This window comes from Alkalimonas cellulosilytica (assembly GCF_036325985.1).
Classification (GTDB): domain Bacteria; phylum Pseudomonadota; class Gammaproteobacteria; order Enterobacterales; family Alteromonadaceae; genus Alkalimonas; species Alkalimonas cellulosilytica.
On record NZ_JAUHLI010000017.1, the window covers coordinates 36,617 to 53,057 of the forward strand.

General features: G+C 53.8%; 14 protein-coding genes and 1 pseudogene. 6 read left to right on the top strand and 9 right to left on the bottom strand.

From position 1 onward, the window contains the following. Nucleotides 1-160: 160 nt before the first annotated feature. Nucleotides 161-733, top strand: a complete 573-nt coding sequence (locus QWY20_RS15420; protein WP_330129895.1) for a porin family protein — start codon at nucleotides 161-163, stop codon at nucleotides 731-733. Between the two features lie 8 nt (nucleotides 734-741). Here QWY20_RS15420 and QWY20_RS15425 read toward each other — a convergent pair whose 3' ends face one another. Then, on the bottom strand, nucleotides 742-1,485 hold the full coding sequence (locus QWY20_RS15425; protein WP_330129896.1) for a substrate-binding periplasmic protein: 744 nt from the start codon (nucleotides 1,483-1,485) through the stop codon (nucleotides 742-744). 109 nt (nucleotides 1,486-1,594) lie between these two features. On the opposite strand from QWY20_RS15425, the gene QWY20_RS15430 reads away from it, so the two are divergent. Further along, complete coding sequence (locus QWY20_RS15430) at nucleotides 1,595-2,137, top strand: DUF1569 domain-containing protein (RefSeq protein ID WP_330129897.1); 543 nt, start codon at nucleotides 1,595-1,597, stop codon at nucleotides 2,135-2,137. Nucleotides 2,138-2,154: 17 nt separating this feature from the next. Here the strand turns inward: QWY20_RS15430 and QWY20_RS15435 are convergent, their stop codons facing one another. Then, a complete protein-coding gene (locus QWY20_RS15435) occupies nucleotides 2,155-2,601 on the bottom strand; it encodes a methyltransferase family protein (RefSeq protein WP_330129898.1) in 447 nt (148 codons plus the stop codon). Nucleotides 2,602-2,809: 208 nt separating this feature from the next. Here QWY20_RS15435 and QWY20_RS15440 point away from each other — a divergent pair, with 208 nt between their 5' ends. From QWY20_RS15440 to QWY20_RS15455, 4 genes and pseudogenes are all read left to right on the top strand, one after another. Beyond that, on the top strand, nucleotides 2,810-4,420 hold the full coding sequence (locus tag QWY20_RS15440) for a SulP family inorganic anion transporter (RefSeq protein WP_330129899.1): 1,611 nt from the start codon (nucleotides 2,810-2,812) through the stop codon (nucleotides 4,418-4,420). Continuing rightward, nucleotides 4,420-4,872, top strand: a pseudogene (locus QWY20_RS15445) (GNAT family N-acetyltransferase); the annotation flags it as partial. The gene QWY20_RS15440 and the pseudogene QWY20_RS15445, both read left to right, overlap by 1 nt. Continuing rightward, complete coding sequence (locus QWY20_RS15450; RefSeq protein WP_330129932.1) at nucleotides 4,858-5,220, top strand: nuclear transport factor 2 family protein; 363 nt, start codon at nucleotides 4,858-4,860, stop codon at nucleotides 5,218-5,220. The pseudogene QWY20_RS15445 and the gene QWY20_RS15450, both read left to right, overlap by 15 nt. Nucleotides 5,221-5,276: 56 nt before the next feature. Then, on the top strand, nucleotides 5,277-5,822 hold the full coding sequence (locus QWY20_RS15455) for a histidine phosphatase family protein (protein ID WP_330129900.1): 546 nt from the start codon (nucleotides 5,277-5,279) through the stop codon (nucleotides 5,820-5,822). Nucleotides 5,823-5,864: 42 nt separating this feature from the next. Here QWY20_RS15455 and QWY20_RS15460 read toward each other — a convergent pair whose 3' ends face one another. The 7 genes from QWY20_RS15460 to QWY20_RS15490 form a co-directional block, all read right to left on the bottom strand. Continuing rightward, nucleotides 5,865-6,542 (bottom strand): hypothetical protein, encoded by a 678-nt coding sequence (locus QWY20_RS15460; protein ID WP_330129901.1) that lies wholly within the window; start codon nucleotides 6,540-6,542, stop codon nucleotides 5,865-5,867. A gap of 38 nt (nucleotides 6,543-6,580) precedes the next feature. Beyond that, a complete protein-coding gene (locus QWY20_RS15465; protein WP_330129902.1) occupies nucleotides 6,581-7,822 on the bottom strand; it encodes a hypothetical protein in 1,242 nt (413 codons plus the stop codon). Further along, on the bottom strand, nucleotides 7,822-8,442 hold the full coding sequence (locus tag QWY20_RS15470) for a condensin complex protein MksE (protein WP_330129903.1): 621 nt from the start codon (nucleotides 8,440-8,442) through the stop codon (nucleotides 7,822-7,824). The genes QWY20_RS15465 and QWY20_RS15470 overlap by 1 nt, the downstream gene beginning before the upstream one ends. Next, nucleotides 8,442-12,107, bottom strand: a complete 3,666-nt coding sequence (locus QWY20_RS15475; RefSeq protein WP_330129904.1) for an ATP-binding protein — start codon at nucleotides 12,105-12,107, stop codon at nucleotides 8,442-8,444. The genes QWY20_RS15470 and QWY20_RS15475 overlap by 1 nt, the downstream gene beginning before the upstream one ends. Before the next feature lie 102 nt (nucleotides 12,108-12,209). Then, nucleotides 12,210-12,842, bottom strand: a complete 633-nt coding sequence (locus tag QWY20_RS15480; protein ID WP_330129905.1) for a YigZ family protein — start codon at nucleotides 12,840-12,842, stop codon at nucleotides 12,210-12,212. Between the two features lie 68 nt (nucleotides 12,843-12,910). Next, the gene (locus tag QWY20_RS15485) at nucleotides 12,911-13,975 is read right to left on the bottom strand and encodes a DUF3083 family protein (protein WP_330129906.1); all 1,065 of its coding nucleotides are present in this window, start codon (nucleotides 13,973-13,975) and stop codon (nucleotides 12,911-12,913) included. Between the two features lie 101 nt (nucleotides 13,976-14,076). Beyond that, nucleotides 14,077-16,353: a putative bifunctional diguanylate cyclase/phosphodiesterase gene (locus QWY20_RS15490; RefSeq protein WP_330129907.1), complete on the bottom strand. Its 2,277-nt coding sequence runs from the start codon at nucleotides 16,351-16,353 to the stop codon at nucleotides 14,077-14,079. Nucleotides 16,354-16,441 lie beyond the last annotated feature (88 nt).

The window sequence follows — 16,441 nt, forward strand, 5'->3', positions numbered from 1 at the left end:
GGGAGCCTTGTTTTGTCATTGATGATGTTCTGCAACAAAGTGTACCTGTTTTTACCGGGAAACTCTCGGCAGATTGCTATCACTCTTAATTTACATTTGTTGTTCAATTGGCCTGTTTTTTGTTGTATGGTTGCGGTGTCAAATCAAAGGAGTGTTGAGTATGCGACGACGTGTGATGTTAACAATGGCATTTCTCGGGGCTGGATTATTTTCTACAGCGGCAATGGCCAGCGAGCCAGACAACAGCCATCGAATTGGGGCGAATTTCTTTTGGGGCTCTACCAAGGTCGTCGATCCTGAATCGGAACGGGAGCAAAACTTTTCAGATTTTAATGGTTACAACCTGTTTTATCGTTACCAATGGGATCCTCAATATGGTGTTGAACTGGCCTACCGTCAGGGCTCAATGGGCATTGGAAGTGTGGCCTCTAACATTTTTATTGGTGAGCTGGAAGACATCGATTACCGCGCCATCAGCATCAGTGGATATGCCGGCTACCCGGTAACGCAACAGCAGCAGCTCTACGCAAAGCTAGGTCTTAGCCAAAATCGGGTGGCGATGCAGTATCGCACTCGTCGCTTTAGTGAAACTGAGGTTGGCGTCATTGGTGCAGTTGGCTGGCAGTATCAGTTTACCAATGGGCTGGGCGTTCAAACTGAAGCCAGCTATAGCTCTGGTAAAACCTTTAAATCCTTTGGTTCTTTGCTGTTTGGTCTGAATTACCGCTTTTAAGCCTGACATTACTGGTGAGTATACTGCTCGATCAGGGCTTGAATCACGCCCTGAACGCGCAGCAGTTCCAGCTCTTGTTGCAGCCTTGCGGTCAACTCAGCTGGAAAGTCGGGGTGCAGTGCCAGATAGTTGTCGCCTACATTGCGCAACTTAAATAAGGCCTCTGCACTGTCCTCCGGTGCACCGTACTGTTGCAGCCAGCTGCGGACTGAGCGGGGCGAGCCAACCAATAAATCGACCCGCTTGGCCAGAAACAAGGGGACCGGCTCCGGCTTGGTGGTAAAGTCCAGCATATTGACGCCATACTCAAAGCCATGGCGTTTGAAATAGCTTTCGTACACATCGCCACGCGCTACCGCCAGCCGGTAGGCTTTGGCCTCTTCCAGGTTGGTCGGGTTGACGTCGCTGCGCCCTTTCAGGCGAAATAAATAACCCCAATCCGAGGCAATAGGCCCTACCCACTGAAACAGCGACTCACGCTCTTCCGTGCGGGAGGTAGAGAATACACCGCTGTAGGGTTGCTGCTGAGCATTATCAAAGGCCCGGCGCCATGGCAACAGTTCAATCCGGCAACTTAGCTCAGCGCGCTGGCACAATAAACGCATCAATTCGACATTGATCCCATCCACGGTATCGCCATGCAGATAGCTGTAGGGTGGCAGATGCTCGGTATAGAGTCTGATTTCTTTGGCTGCAGGCTCTGCTGCCCCAAGGGCACTGCTAAAACAAGCTACAAACAACCACCAACGCATCGCTTTTCTCCTTGGTACCTTGTTAACCAGCATACAGCACTGCGCTGTTCTTCAGCAAGGGACAAGCAGGATTCGCTCTGGCATGAAAATGGCGTTAAGATGAAAGAAAATGAGCAAAAGAGCAGATTACCTGATGAAACGCAGAGCCTTTTTAAGCCTTGCCGTTGCAACACCTGTAGTGCTTTGGACTGGTGTGCATGTTGGGTCTATGCTGCGGCGACCGTCTTTGTTGGCTTTAACCAATCAGTTGGAGCGCTTACCGTTAGCGCAATTACATACACTGGGGGACTGGGGAGTGAGTGAAATTTTCCAGCACTGTGCCCAAAGTGTCCGGTATTCGCGGATTGGCTATCCGGAGCAGCGTTCCCGGCTGTTTCAACTGACCATTGGAGCAACAGCTCTGGCAGCCTTTAGTACCGCCGGTAAGATGCAGCACCCGTTGAATGAGCCCTTACCCGGTGCTCCCGCCCTGCGCGCCAGTGTACCTGTGGATGTCGCCCAGGCCGAGCTGATTTCAGAGCTGGAGCAGTTTATGCGCTGGCAGGGGCGGCTGGCCCCGCACTTTGCCTATGGCCGTTTAAGTAAGGCGCAGTATTACAATGCGCATTGGCTGCACCTGCAGGATCACCTGCAGGAAATCGTATTGGTCTAGAAACTGGCTCTGCCTGGCTACAACCAGCGCCGGGTTTGCTGGCAGTAGTGCAGCCAGTCGTCACCAAAGGTTTTGGCCAGCGCCCGCTCTTCCGGCACAATTTGCCAATAATGCAGCCAGAGTACAAACAGCGGTAGCCACAGAAATCCACTTAAGCTATGCAGCCAGAAGCAAAGTGCTAGCAGCAGCAACAAAAAGCCCAGATACATCGGGTTGCGGCTAAACTCGAATAAACCTCCCGTCACCAGCTTTGCGGTGCGCTCCGGGTAGCGCGGGTCGACCGTAGTGTTTGCCCGGCGGAACTGCCAAAACGCCCAGCCACAGAAAATAGTTCCATCCAGCATCAGCAAGACTGCCAGTAACTGACTGAACCACAGCGGCCAGGGCGCAGGCCAACTGGCTGTGAGCCATATCAGTCCGGCAAAGATCACAAACAGCAGCAGTGGAGGAACTTTCTTTTCCATAGCAGGGGCACCTGATTTTTTGCTAAACATAGCAAGTCTGGTCTTACTCCCGTCAAATAATAGCGTGCAGAGCAGTCTTTGCAGGCACAGACCAAACTGATCCGCCTTGTTATCGGAGCCTGAAACCGGTAACTTAGCCACACTTTACCGTGGCTTTGCTGCAATTATCTGCAAAGTCTGTTGAAAATGACAACAACAAGACGATTTCATGGCAGCATCCAACTCTTACTCTGCCGCCACCTTGCGTGGCGATCTCTTTGGTGGCCTTACTGCTGGTATTGTGGCTCTGCCATTAGCGCTGGCTTTTGGCGTGGCGTCCGGTGCCGGAGCAGCGGCTGGTTTGTATGGGGCCATTGCGCTGGGCTTAGTGGCTGCGCTGTTTGGTGGCACCCGGGTACAGATTTCCGGCCCAACCGGCCCGATGACGGTGGTGTTTGCCTCGGCTATTGCGGCTTTAGGTGGCAGCTTTCAAATGGCGCTGGCGGTGGTGCTGGTGGGTGGGGTGCTGCAAATTGCGCTGGGTTTGCTCAAAGTAGGCGGCCTGGTGCGCTACATACCTTATCCGGTTATTTCCGGCTTTATGAGCGGCATTGGGGTGATCATTATTTTGCTGCAACTGGCGCCCTTAATGGGGGCAGCGCCGTCACCCTCGCCGCTGCAAGCCTTGGCAAAATTACCGGATACGCTGGCAGAGCTGAACCTGCAGGCTTTAGCACTTGGGCTAATGACCTTCGCCATTGTCTGGTTTACCCCGATGCGCATCAGCCGTTACCTGCCATCGCCTTTACTGGCGCTTTGTTTGTGTACCCTGGCCGCGGTGCTGCTGGAGTGGCAGGTGCCGGTAATTGGTGATATCCCAACCGGCCTGCCGGAGTTTCATCTGCCGCAGTTTAGTCTGGCGCAGTGGAGCCTGATTTTCACCTTGGGGCTTACCTTGGCGCTGCTTGGCACCATTGATAGCCTGCTCACTTCGCTGGTGGCGGATTCCATCACCCGTACCCGGCATAAACCGAACAAAGAGCTGATAGGGCAGGGGCTTGGCAATATTCTGTGCTCCTTTATCGGTGGCTTGCCGGGGGCTGGCGCGACCATGCGTACTGTGGTCAATGTCAATGCCGGTGGCCGCACCCGGGTCAGTGGCATGGTCCATGCGCTGTTTTTGCTGGCTTTATTGCTAGGGCTGGGCCCTTTGGCGGCGCAAATTCCACTGGCGGTGCTGGCTGGTATTTTGGTCAAAGTGGGGCTCGATATCCTCGATTACCGCTTGCTGAAACGCATTTCCGGTACCCCTAAGCCGGAAGTCATCATTATGCTCAGTGTCTTTGCCCTGACGGTGTTGGTGGATCTGGTGATCGCCGTCGGTGTTGGTGTGGTGCTGGCGATGGGCCTGGTGACCTGGCGCATGGCCAAAACGGCGCACATTCATCTGGAAGACGACGAACTGCTGGATGTACCGGATGATCCTAAGCACCCTGGGGTACGGCTGGTGCGTTTAAGCGGCCCGTTGTTTTTTGGCTCGATGGCCGAGATGCTGGATCGGATGGACAAGGTCGACCAGGTACTGGATACCAAAGACATCGTGCTGGATTGCCGCGGGGTCGATTACATGGACTTAACGGCGGTATTTGCCATTGAAGACATGCTGCAAAAACTTCAGCACAAAAAGTTGCGGCCCAGGTTACTGCTGGACGACGAAGCGTTACGCCAGCGTTTGCTGGGGTTGCAAAGTGCTGTCTTTACCGAGCAAACACTCTGTATGTCGGTGGAGCAGGTGCTGGACGGGTGCTGTACGTCCGATAAAAGGATAAAGCCTTCATGATCACCATTCAGCTGGATCCGCTCGAATCCACCGCCGTTATCGAGCTGCTGCAGGGCCATCTGGCCGATATGTACGCCACCTCGCCGCCCGAGAGTGTGCATGCATTGGACTTAAGCAAATTAAAAGCACCGGCTATCCGCTTTTGGACCGCCTGGGAAAACGATGTATTGCTGGGTTGTGTCGCACTAAAGCAGCACAGTGCCAGCATGGGCGAGATTAAATCGATGCGGACCGATCCTGCCGTCAGGGGCAAAGGCATTGGCCGGGCTTTGCTGCAGCATGTGCTGGCCGAAGCTGCGGCCAGCGGCATTACCGATCTCTATCTGGAAACCGGCTCGATGGATTTTTTCAAGCCAGCCCGAAGCTTGTACCAAAGCGCCGGCTTTATGTTTTGCGGCCCTTTTGCCGATTACCAGGACGATGAGAACAGCTGCTTTATGCACAAAAACCTGCAGGTGGCCGCAGATATAGCCGAGCCGGTGCAGTGCCAGCTCGATGCCTACAATGCCAAAGATTTAGCGGCATTTTGCCGCTGCTATCACCCGGATATCGCCATTTACCGCATGCCGGCAAGCTCCCCTGCACTGCAGGGCCTAGACGCACTGCGGCAGTTCTATGCCACCGAGCGTTTTACCTTACCAGCGCTACGCGCCGAAGTGCTCAGTCGGATGGTGGTCGGCAATAAGGTGATTGATCACGAGCGGGTCTATGGCCTAAGCGAGACACCATCCGAAGTGGCGGTGGTGTACGAAGTTGACGCTGGCCGGATAAAAAACGCCTGGTTTTATTCCTCACGCTAAATCCTGTTGGCCCCCGGCGACGTATTGCCTCTGTAGGATGACGGTGAGGGCTTGGCGTGAAACTCTGGATTCTCATACTTTTGTTGCCATTTAGCCTGTCGGCGGATGAGCGGGCATGGCAAGCCTGGCGTGATGGCAACGCCGTTTTAATCATGCGCCATGCGTTAGCACCAGGTACCGGCGACCCGCCAGGTTTTGTACTGCAAGACTGCAGCACTCAGCGTAATTTAAATGCGCGGGGGCGGCAGCAGGCCCAGGCCTGGGGACGTTTTCTGCAGCAAAAAACAGCTGCCGATGTACAGATTTTTAGCAGTGAGTGGTGCCGCTGCCTTGAAACCGGTCAGCTGATGGCGCTGTCTACGGTTGAGCCCTTGCCACTGCTGAATTCATTCTTTGCCGGCCGTGGTGACAGGCTGGCGCAAACCAGTGCACTGCAAGCCTTTCTGGCGCAGGCACCCTTGAGCACTCCCACAGTGCTGATTACGCATCAGGTCAATATCACCGCTCTGACCGGCATTTTCCCTGCTTCCGGCGAAGGCCTGCTGCTGGCCTTACCGTTAACCGAACCTATTACTGTGCTGGCACGGGTGCAGCCTGAGTGATTGGGTATAATAGAAAGTTATCGTCAGTTCTTAATAAGATACTTAAGGGGTGAATACCCAAAGCATCAATGGCATAGCAGTTGCGAAGAAAAGCGATGTCCCAAAGCAGACTTTACTAATGTCATCAAATCCAGCACAAAATTCTCGCAGAGAAAAACTGACTCCATTATTACTAATAGCCATATGTGGTTTCATGTTATTTAACCATTCGTAAACAGGCTCAAAATTACCGACATGATTCAACTTGAGCCCCGTAACTCCCCTCTCAGTCTTAAGATAAACAAGCATGGGTATCGGAACAATACGGGGTAAGTACCGTTGAAGTAACCCTAAAGGGTCAACCAATCGAATGTTAATATGATTGACTTCGTTTAGAGATAGTTTAAGTGAATGTTGATGTTTTCGAGTGGCAAGACTGTGTAAAGCCCATGGCGGAATAAGAATATAATCGTCTGCAAAGATTAATGGCTTGCTTATTTTTTTAATAAACAGAATAGAACAAACCATTTCAAGCGCAACAAAAGCCAGCAATGAGACTATCCCTGCGAATATCATCATATGCTCCTGCTGAAATGCAGCCGAGAGGTATGTGCTGGCCAATTGAAAAAAGAGCATGATATTTAAGCCGTGCAGGACAATAAACACTATAGCCATTTTTGGCCCACAAGCATATGTAAAAGTGGGGTAAACTTTAATGGATTTACTACCTTGCGAAGTCATTGAACTAATCCCTTAGTCTATTCTCGTTTATGCACGCTTTAGGCTGCTTTGAGTGCGATCTGAATATCGCGGATCAGCAGCAACTGGTTGACAGTACTGGCAGGTGCTTCATCGCGGCGGATGGCAAACATCTGCTTTTCTTCCACCGGCAGTGCCTGGTACTCAGCGATGATCTGATACAGCCAGATCTCGCTGTCCCAGTCGAGCTTCTGCTGTGTCAGGTACTCCAGTGCGCTGAGTTTGCCGCCCTGATCAATCACCCGCAGATAGAAGTTTTCCACATCGGTTTTCAGTGCCTGCTGGCGGGCGGCGATTTCTTCATCGGCCAGTAGCTCAGCAAAGCTGGCGCTGTGTTGCTCCGGCAGTTCAATGCTGCTGGGCCTTGGCAGGGCGCGTACCAACTCGGCCAGCACCGACCGCTCGCTGGCTTTATCCAGCGCAATGGCGGCCTGTGGCCGAATCGCTGCAGCCTGATTGAACAACGCCGGTAACTCGGAGCGATTGGGGTAATCGGCTGGCTGGTATTTCGGATGCTGGCGCAAAAAGGCCGCCATATTGGCAATTAACAGCGAACGGGCCTGCTGCTGACGGAACTTGGCCAGCAACTGCACCAGCCGTTTTTGCACTTCCAGCAAGCTGCTGTGGTGCGAGCTCAGCTGGTTTTGCAGCTGGCTGACCAGCAGTTTACGCAGGTGGTTGTTGCCTTCCGATAGCTCAATCAGCTCGTTGAAGTCGAGCAAATCCAGGCCGTCGAGCAAACGGCGCAGCTGCTTTTGCGCCCGTTCGTTTTCGCGAATTTTATCGTCCAGGCTACTGACAAAGCCAAAGTCGCTGTTTAGCCGGTGCCACAGGCTGTCGATGGCTTCTTCAAACTGGCCACTTAAATCGTGCACATGCTCGGTCAGGCGCTGCAGTTGCAGCTCGGCCACGCTGTAATCGCCTTTGAACTGCGCATCGCGGTAGGCCTGTACCCGGTTGCGGATTTGCTCCAACTTCTCGGCCACATCGGCATTGATCTGGCGGCGGTTTTCATCGGCCACCATACTGGCGATCAGTTCGCTGACCAAGGGCCGCAGTGCCAGAGGTTGCTGCTCATCCGGCCGCCATAAAATACGGGCAGCAATCAGCTTTTTCAGCGCACTTTCGCTAAAAACCGTTTCATCGATATGGCCATCCAGATAACCCTGCATCAGCGCCTTGTGGTGTTTGCCCAGCAAAGCCAGGCGCTCGGCACCGATGCTGAATAAATTCGAGGCCAGCTGTGAGTCGAGCGGGGCCATCAGAGCAGCGCCTCCTGACTGGGGGTATCGTCCACCGGCAGCTGCTCTTCATCGCGGATAAAGCGGATTACATCCAGCAGATAATCAATTTTGCCGGTGACGATGTAGTACTGGCGCTCGCTGTGCGGTTGCAGCAGATAGCCGTGCTCTTTTATGCGGCGGAAAATCAGTTTCACCTGGCTGTCCAGTTGCTCGCTCTGGCTGTTGAAAAAGCGGTCGCTGGCCAGCGCATTCAGCCGCTGGCGCAGGCTCTGGTTGTCTTCGGTGCGCAGCACAAACTCCTGCAGCTTGATGGTATCACCAGCCGTCAGGGCGCTGTCGCGGCCGAGGGTTTCCTGCACCAGTTGCAGCCACTCCAGCAAAGGCAGCAAGGATTGCACGGTCAGTGCAAACTGGCTGCTTAAATGCTCACGGGCTTCCTTGGTTAGTTCATGGTAACCGAGGTAAAACACCGAGCCATCATCGTTGCTGACCAGCCGGCGGTTCAGTGGCCGCAGGTAGTGGTTGATGTCCTGCTGGGTTTGCTCCTGGCTGAGATGACGGAAGGCATCTTCGTCGCTGATTTGACAGATAAAGTCACCGGCCAGCAGCCGTTCCAGTAAAGGGCCGTGTTGCAGCATCAGCTGGCCTCCTGCTGTTTCTGCGCCAGTCGCTCAGCAAGGCGGCTGACTTTGGGTTGAATGCGTTTGAGCTGACGTTTGCTCGGATCCTGCTGACTGGGCTCAATCAGGTAGCGGTGCTGGAACAGCATCAATACATCGGACTCCGGATTAGGGAAGGCACCCACAATCACGATGTCGTTGCTGCTGCAGGCCTGGAACAGCTTTTCCACGTTGTGGTAGGCCAGGGTACCGATTTCATCAATTGGCCAGTGAATGCTGACCTTGGCATCGCCCCGCAGCAAACGGGTAAAGGCCAGCAGGTATTTGCACAGGATCAGGTAGGCCATACCATGGCTGGAGGACTCAAGCAGCTGGCGGTCGTTCTTAATCACCAGCTCAGAGCCGCCTTCGCTTAAATGCAGCTCCAGTCGCAACAAGGACTCAATGCTGTACTGTTCATCGGCGCGCAGCAGCTCGACCACATCGGCCAGAGCGTTCAGGTATTGCTCCGACGGCAGGGCTTTGCCGGAGGCACCCCAGTCATCGTACAGTTTGGCGAAGTGTTTTAGCGGCTGCCAGAAACCCAGCTCATCGATGGTGGATAAAATCCGTACTTCCGAGCGGCTGATGCCTTCCAGCACCAGATCGTCGGCCACGGCTTCGCTTAAGCGGCGGCTTTGCAACGCAATACGGCGGTTGATATCGCTAAAGACGGTGAAGAATTTTTTCAGATCGCCGCCAATGTTCTCGCCCATCTCCAGCAACTGCTGCTGGGCATCTTTTAGAATGCGCAGCAAATCGGACAGGATTGGCAATTGCTCGCGCTTACCGGCGTAGTCGGGCAGTTTGCGTTTTTCATGCTCCAGCCGATCGAGGAACTCGGGGCCGGCATCTTTGCTCAGCATGCTTTCAAACTGCTCCATCGCCTGCTTGAGTGCGCTATCGAGTTTACTGCGCTGTTCCAGTGCTTCGTTGCTGCGGGACAATCGCTCAATCACATCGGCACAGGCCGCCAGACTGACTGGTTTGACGGTACTCAGATGCAGCTCGGCCAGCTTGCTTAAGCACGGCTTTAATTGCGTTAGTCGTTGCTCGGCGTGTTGCATCTGCTCCTGATGCTGTTGCTTTTGGGCATCCAGCTGCTTTTGCTGCTGGCTGTAATCGGCTTTTAATTGCTCCAGCGCCTGACGGTTGCTGCGCTGTTGCTGCTTCAGTGAGGTTTCCTGCTCCAGTAGCTGCGGCCGCAGTTGTTGCCAGTCCAGTTGCATAAAGCTTTGCCAGGCACTCAGCTCGTTCTGCCGCTCGGTCACGTGCTGGATCTCGGTTTTTAGTTGCTCCTGCTTTTGCCGCAGCTCGGCCAAACGGCGCGGATCAATGCCCTTGGCGGACAGCTCTTCGGCAAAAGCCTGTTGCAGTTCGCGCAGCTGGCTTTTGTTGTCTTCGCGCTTACGCTCCAGTTGGCGTTCCAGTTCGTCCATCTGTTCGTCAAACACCTGCAGCTCGGCCTGCCAGTCGGCTTTCAGTTCCATTTTCTGGCTGTTGTGATCGTCCTTTAACGCGGCCAGATCCTGTTGCTGCTGCTGTTGCAGTTTGTCCAACTGCTGCTGACGGGCGCTTAGCTCCGAGCGCACATTGGCCTGGCGCTGTTTCACCAGCTCGCGTTGCTGGGCTTCCAGGCGATTGCGGGCATCGCGGGCGTAGTCGATGTTTTGTTCGAACTGAGTGAGCTGCCACTCGGCCTGCTCCAGTTGAGCACGGGCCAGCTCGGCTTGTTCGTACTTGTCTTTTAACGCTTTCTCGGCCGCTGCTTTGCTGGCGTTGGCCTGCTCCAGCTGTTGTTCGGCACTGTGCAGCCGGTGGCGAATAGCCGCTTCATCCTGGGCGTAATCCGGTGTGTCGATGGCGGCTAAATCCAGTTGCAAGCCATAGAGGCTGTCGGTCAGATCCAGCAAATGCGGCTGCAAGTCGTGCCGCTCCAGCAGACGCTCGTCCAGTACCTTGCCCAGTTTCTGCTCCCAGCCGTTGTAATGCAGCCGCAGGAAATGGCGCAAACTGCCTTGCTCGGGGCTTAACTGGCGCTGCAGGTGGTGCAGTTGCTGCTCGGCGCTGTGCTGGGCTTTGCGGCTGGCTTCCAGTTGCTGATCGGCCTGCTCGCGCTGCTGCTGCGCTTGCTGGTGCAGCTTCTGCAACTGCTGCAGTTGTCGCGCTTGCTGCTGAGCTTGCTGCTGGGCTTGCTCCAACCGCAGTTCGGCGGCGCGCAGCTCGTCGTGCTCGGCTTCGGTCAGCGGCGAGGTGCTGAGCTGGCTTTGCAGCACAGCAATGGCACTTTGGCAGTCGCTGAGCTGAGTGGCGAAGGTTTGTTGTTGCTGCTGCAAGCGGCTTTGAAATGCCTGCTCCAGCGCGGCCAGTTTGCTGTCCTGCTGCTCGCGGGTCTGATCTTTTTGCTGCTGCAGTTGCTTGGCTTTGGCTCTGTGCTGCTCGCTTAAGCGGTTAAAGGACTCGGCCAGCTTGGCTTTACGCTGCTCCAGCTGCCGCTCCATATCGCCATGCTGCTCCACCATCAGTTGGTACTGTTCAGCCAGCTCCTGCAGGGTTTCGCGCCACAGTGGCAGCGCATCGGTATCGCGCTGCAGCTTCGGCATGTCTTTGCTGTCAAAGTCATCAAATTGTTGCTGCAACCGATCGAGCCGGGCCGAGGTTTCATGCAGGCTGGCTTCGACTTTGGCCAGCTGGCTGCTCTGCTCCAGTTGTGTCTGCTGGTACTGCTCTTTGGCGCTTTGCAGCTGCTGGCGCAGGCTTTGCACGTGCTGCTCGGCATCGGCGCGTTGTTGCTTTAACTGCTGCTCATCCTGCTCCAACAGGGGCAGCAAAGCCGCCAACTGGGCTTCAGCCCCATCCAGTTGCAGTGCCAGTTGCTGCAGCCGCTCGAAATCCTGCTGCAAGCGGTCCAGTCGCATCGATTGGCGCATTTGCTGGATCCAGTCCCGCGCCTTGGTGTTTTTTACCTTGGTGGTCGGCAGGGTGACGCCATCTTCTTCAAAAATAGCTGCCAGCATCGCTTTTAGGGTGTCCATCTTGCCTTCTTTGGCATGGACGGCGCTGACCAGTTTTTCGATATGACGCAGCTTATGACCACTGGCGACCAGGCTAAAACTGGCGGCCAACCGGCGCAGTTTGATACTGTCGGCATTGTTACCACGCAGCGCAGCGGCATCGTTCTGGATAATGCTGCGGTACTCGCTGGTGGCGCTTATTTTGGCGGACACCTGCACATCGGGCCGGGCGCGCATGGCGCTGGCCCAGTCGTTGTAGCTCAGAGCTTTGACACCGTCATCGCTTTGCTGCAGGTAGAAGTCACTCTGATAGGGCGCGCCGACAAAGCGGTACTCGACGCCGCCATCGCTTTTTTTGGTCAGCACCACCTGGCAGATCTCGCCATTGTCGCGCTGGTATTCGTACACCAGGTAGCTGTTGGAATACGGCAGGTAGAATTCATCAAACTTTTTGCGGGTTTTGGGCACCACCCGGTTTGGCTGCTCGCCATAAAATACCGGTACCAGCCGCTGCAGGGTGGTTTTACCCGAGGCATTGGTACCGCAAATATTGGTGTGCTGATCAAGCTGCAATTCCACCACTCCAGGCAGGTGGGTGTGGATCAGCACAATACGAAGTAATTGAGACATAGCGCATCCTGTCGGCAGCTTCGGCTCGCTGCCATGGGGTCATTTTTTGTCGTGTTATAACAGCTATTATCCATGGAATAGCAGGAAATGCCAAAGAGGAAATCAGCTGTTGTTGTCAATGACGGCGCTGCCTGCAGTCAGATTGCTCAGTTGCTGGCAAAAGACGGCTTCAGCGCTTTGTGGCAGGCGGATGGTCAGGGTGACCTGGTGGCTGTAATCGCTGCTTAATAGCTCGCCCTGATGCTGGCTCAGCAGCTGCCGCACTTTGCTTTCATCGGCAAAACCAAGTTGAATACTAAGCTCGGTTTGCGGGCTTATGGTGCCAAGCTCTGCCAGATTGGCCGCTTGCGACACCGCAGCCGAATAAGCCCGCACCAGACCACCGGCACCCAGTTTAACGCCACCAAAATAACGCACCACAACTGCCAGGCAATTGCCGAGCTCACGCTCGGTCAGCACATGCAGCATCGGCCGACCAGCGGTACCGCTCGGCTCACCATCATCACTGCAGGCTTGCGCCTCGGGCTGGCGGGTATTGCCAATACTGTACGCCCAGCAGACATGGCTGGCATCGGGGTAGCGCTCGCGGTAGTGCTGTACCCAGTGCATGGCTTCATCGCGGTTTTCTACCGGCTGCAAGAAGGTCAGAAAGTCGCTGTTTTTTTCCGACAGCTGGTGTTCAAGCTGGGTGGCCAGGACAGTGTAAGTCTGCGCTTTGTTGGTAGCTGTATTCATGGCGGCGCTAGTATAACGAAAAAGAGGGCCATCGTCTGTGCCCTCTTGACTAAAGCAGGATGCCAGCCTTACAGCACGTAACTGATGTGCTGGAAGAATCGCACCGTCAGGTTTTGGTGGTTGCCATCAAAGCCTATGCTTTTGGCGAAGCTGCGCAGTGCGTCTTCCACCTGATTCATAAAGCGGCCATAGCCCATTTCAGTGTGGTCTTCCTTGCTTGCCACCAGCACAAAGTGCGCGCTTTCTACCAGATTATCGGCTTGCCAGAAGGTCAGGTACTGCGGCTCGGTGCAATCCGGGTTAAAGCTGATTTTTTGCAGTTCGCGGTTCTTATCGTGTTGATCCCATTTGCTGTTGCGCACCAGCGGGGTAAGGCCGTTGGCGACCATCGCCAGTCTATCGAGTTTTTTGCCGGCACAGGCTTGCTGGAATTTATCCTGCAAACTTTGGTACAGCGGGCTGAAATCCTCACTGCGTTCATGCAGCAGCTGTTGTTTCAACGCCCGGCTGAGCGGAAGCGTGACGGTGACATAGGTGATTTCACTGTGCTCGGCTGGCAGCTCGCACTGCCTGGCCTGATAGCGCGGGTACAGACCACGTAATTTGTAGCCGTAGCTTTCTTTGTGGCCTTTGGTTTTGGCAAAGAGATCGTACGACAGATGCTGGTGATCACGCAGTTTAATGGCGCGCGGTTCGGCCAGCTGCTGTTTTAATTGCGTGAGCAACTGCACCACCTTGCCATGGAAGTTGGCGGCCTGGCTGCGCAGCTCTTCGCCGGTGGCGAGAAACAGCAAGCGGATCTTCCGTGCCTGGTAGCCAGGGGTGACAAAGAGGTTTTGGCCTTCATGGTATTTGGGATTGTAGAAAAACAGAATTTGCTTCTCGGTTTGAAAAGTGTAGGACTCGGTATGAAAACGCACCACCGGCAGCTTATCATTTGCGATTAGATGCACATTGCGCAGCTCCAGTGCATCGGCCAGATTAAACAGCTGCTGCGCCAGCCCCTGATAGCAGTCATCCGCGCTGGCATAATGGCTGTAAAAGCCATCGTCCAGTTTGATTTCGGCCAACAGATACTGGTTGGAATGGGCATTGGTTGGAATGTAAACGCGATGCGGGTTGTGCGATGCCATAGTGGACTCCTTTGGTGCCTGAATGCAATGGCACTGAGTCTAGACCATACTGGCAGATACTTTATTGTCCTGGATTAAAGTTTGCTCCTGCTGCTGGCTGGTCAGTGCTGTTGAAGATAGCCAAGCAGCTGTTCTGCTGACATCGGTTTGGCAAAGAAGTAGCCTTGGTAGAGTTCACAGCCCATCTGCAAAAGCAGATCATGCTCATGGCCATGTTCGACCCCTTCGGCTATGGTCAGTAATTTCATGCGTTGGCCGATGGCAATAATGCTGGCAGTCATATTGCGGCAGGTTTCGTCATCAAGCATGCAATCGACAAAGCTTTTATCGATCTTCAGCTCATCCACCGGCAGTGTTCGCAGCATGCTTAATGAGGAGTAACCGGTGCCAAAGTCGTCCATGGAAATTTTGCAGCCGAGTTGCTTGATGCTGCTAAGCAGCTGACACACATGGTCATGGTCTTCAATCAGGATGCTCTCTGTCAGCTCAAGCGTGATCTGCTCAGCTACCAGTTGGTGTTGTTGGATCTGGGCAACTAATTGTGGCAAGAAGTCACTGTGCAACAGTTGGCGAATGGATATATTCAGTGAAAGCTGAAAACGGCGTTCAAGCTGTTGCTGAACTTTGCTAATGTCGGCAAAAGCTTGCTGCAGAATAAACTGACCGAGCAGCGGCATCTGACCACTGCTTTCAGCGACTGGCACAAACTGATCCGGTGGAATAAACCCATCGACCGGATCCTGCCAGCGAACCAGAGCTTCCACGCCGTAGAGTTGACCTTCGCGATCAATTTGCGGCTGGTACACCATAAATAAGTGCTGTTGTTCAATGGCCGTCCTCAGGCGTTGCTCGATGGCAAAGCGACGCTGATAACGCGCATCCAGTGGTTTGCTGTACAGGTAGATATTGTTTTTGGTTTTTTTTGCTTCGTACATGGCGACGTCGGCGGCCCGCACCAAATCATCCAATTGATTGGCATGGTCAGGGTAATGGGCAATGCCTATGCTGGCACCCAGCACAAAGCGTAATTTTTCTACCTGGTAAGGGCTGGACAATTGCTGGATCAGTTCGCTTGCCAGCTGCATGGCCGCCTGCTCGGAAGTGGCAGGCAGGAAAATCAGGAACTCATCACCACCGTGGCGGACAATGGCAGCGGAGTTACCGGCCTGCGCCTTAATTCTGCGACTCACTTCTTTTAGCACCGTATCCCCCAGTTCATGGCCAAAAGAGTCATTGATGGTTTTAAAGTTGTCTAAATCCAAAAACAGCAAATAACAACCGTTAGTTACAGTACCTAGCAACTTTGCCTTGTATTGGCGAAGATAGTTACGGTTTGGTAAGCCGGTAAGCTGGTCGTGGGTGGCTTCAAACAGCAATTCGGCCCGGCGGGAACGATCGGCCTGCGAAATGGTGCGAATCAGAAAGAACAGCAGCAACTGGCTTAGCAGAAACACCAGCAGATAGCGCCATGAGCTGTGCCAAAAGGCTTCCTGCATCACCTGATTGTGTAATTTCGAAACAGCCCATAACTGATAGTCTGGCAAATAGCGGATCACCGCCTGTATCCGGCCTTCGGGTAATAGCAGCTGAACCGTGAAGGTTTCTTCCGACACTCTGAGTTGTTGCAGATTAAAGCCGCTACTTTCGCTTAATCTGGTTTGCAATTGTTGCAACACACTGAGATCGATCGGTGTCTCATAACGTTCTGCAGCATTCGATGCTTCGCCAGCAAAGAACTGGTAATAGCCATCTTGTTGGCGGATTAAGGCGACATTATTCTTTTTCGGCAAGAGCAATGGTGCAACAAAGGCATTCAGTTCGCGCTTTAAAGAAACACCGAGTGCCATGATGGCGACAACTTGACCATCGGCCGAGCGAAGCGACTTTCGGACAGGAAAAGTCCAGGCATCAAAAGATTCTATGAAGTAGATTCGACCAAGCTCAAGTTTATTTGAAGCCAGAGCTCGTTCAAATTCACCATGATCTAAGGCGTAATAGCGAAGGTTACCCAGCTGGTCGATATTGCGATTGGAGCTCACCATCAGCAAATTCCCATCAGGGCGAGCTAAAGCATAAGCGGTGGCATAACGATTATTTTGCATCAGATGGTCAAGCAGCCGGGTGCCTTGTTCGACATCCAATTGGCCGTCCTGCACCAATTGCACCAATTGATCGTGGTATAAGTCGGCCAACACTTGTTGCACTGAAAGCAGCGATTGCACTGAAGATGCCAACTGCTGAACTTGCGTATGTTGTTGTTGACGATGCTCCTGCACCACCAACAGCCAGCGCTGATGCAGGAAAAAAATCAGCAGAACACAGCTGCCGAAAAAAAGCAGTGCAAAGAGAAACCAGATGTTTTGCCGCAGTTTGGCCAAATCTCTTTTCCTGTCAACCAGATGAAGAGTCAGTGTAGCCTATAAAGTCGGCAGAATCGAATGCTTACCGGCACTGTTTTTGTGCTGC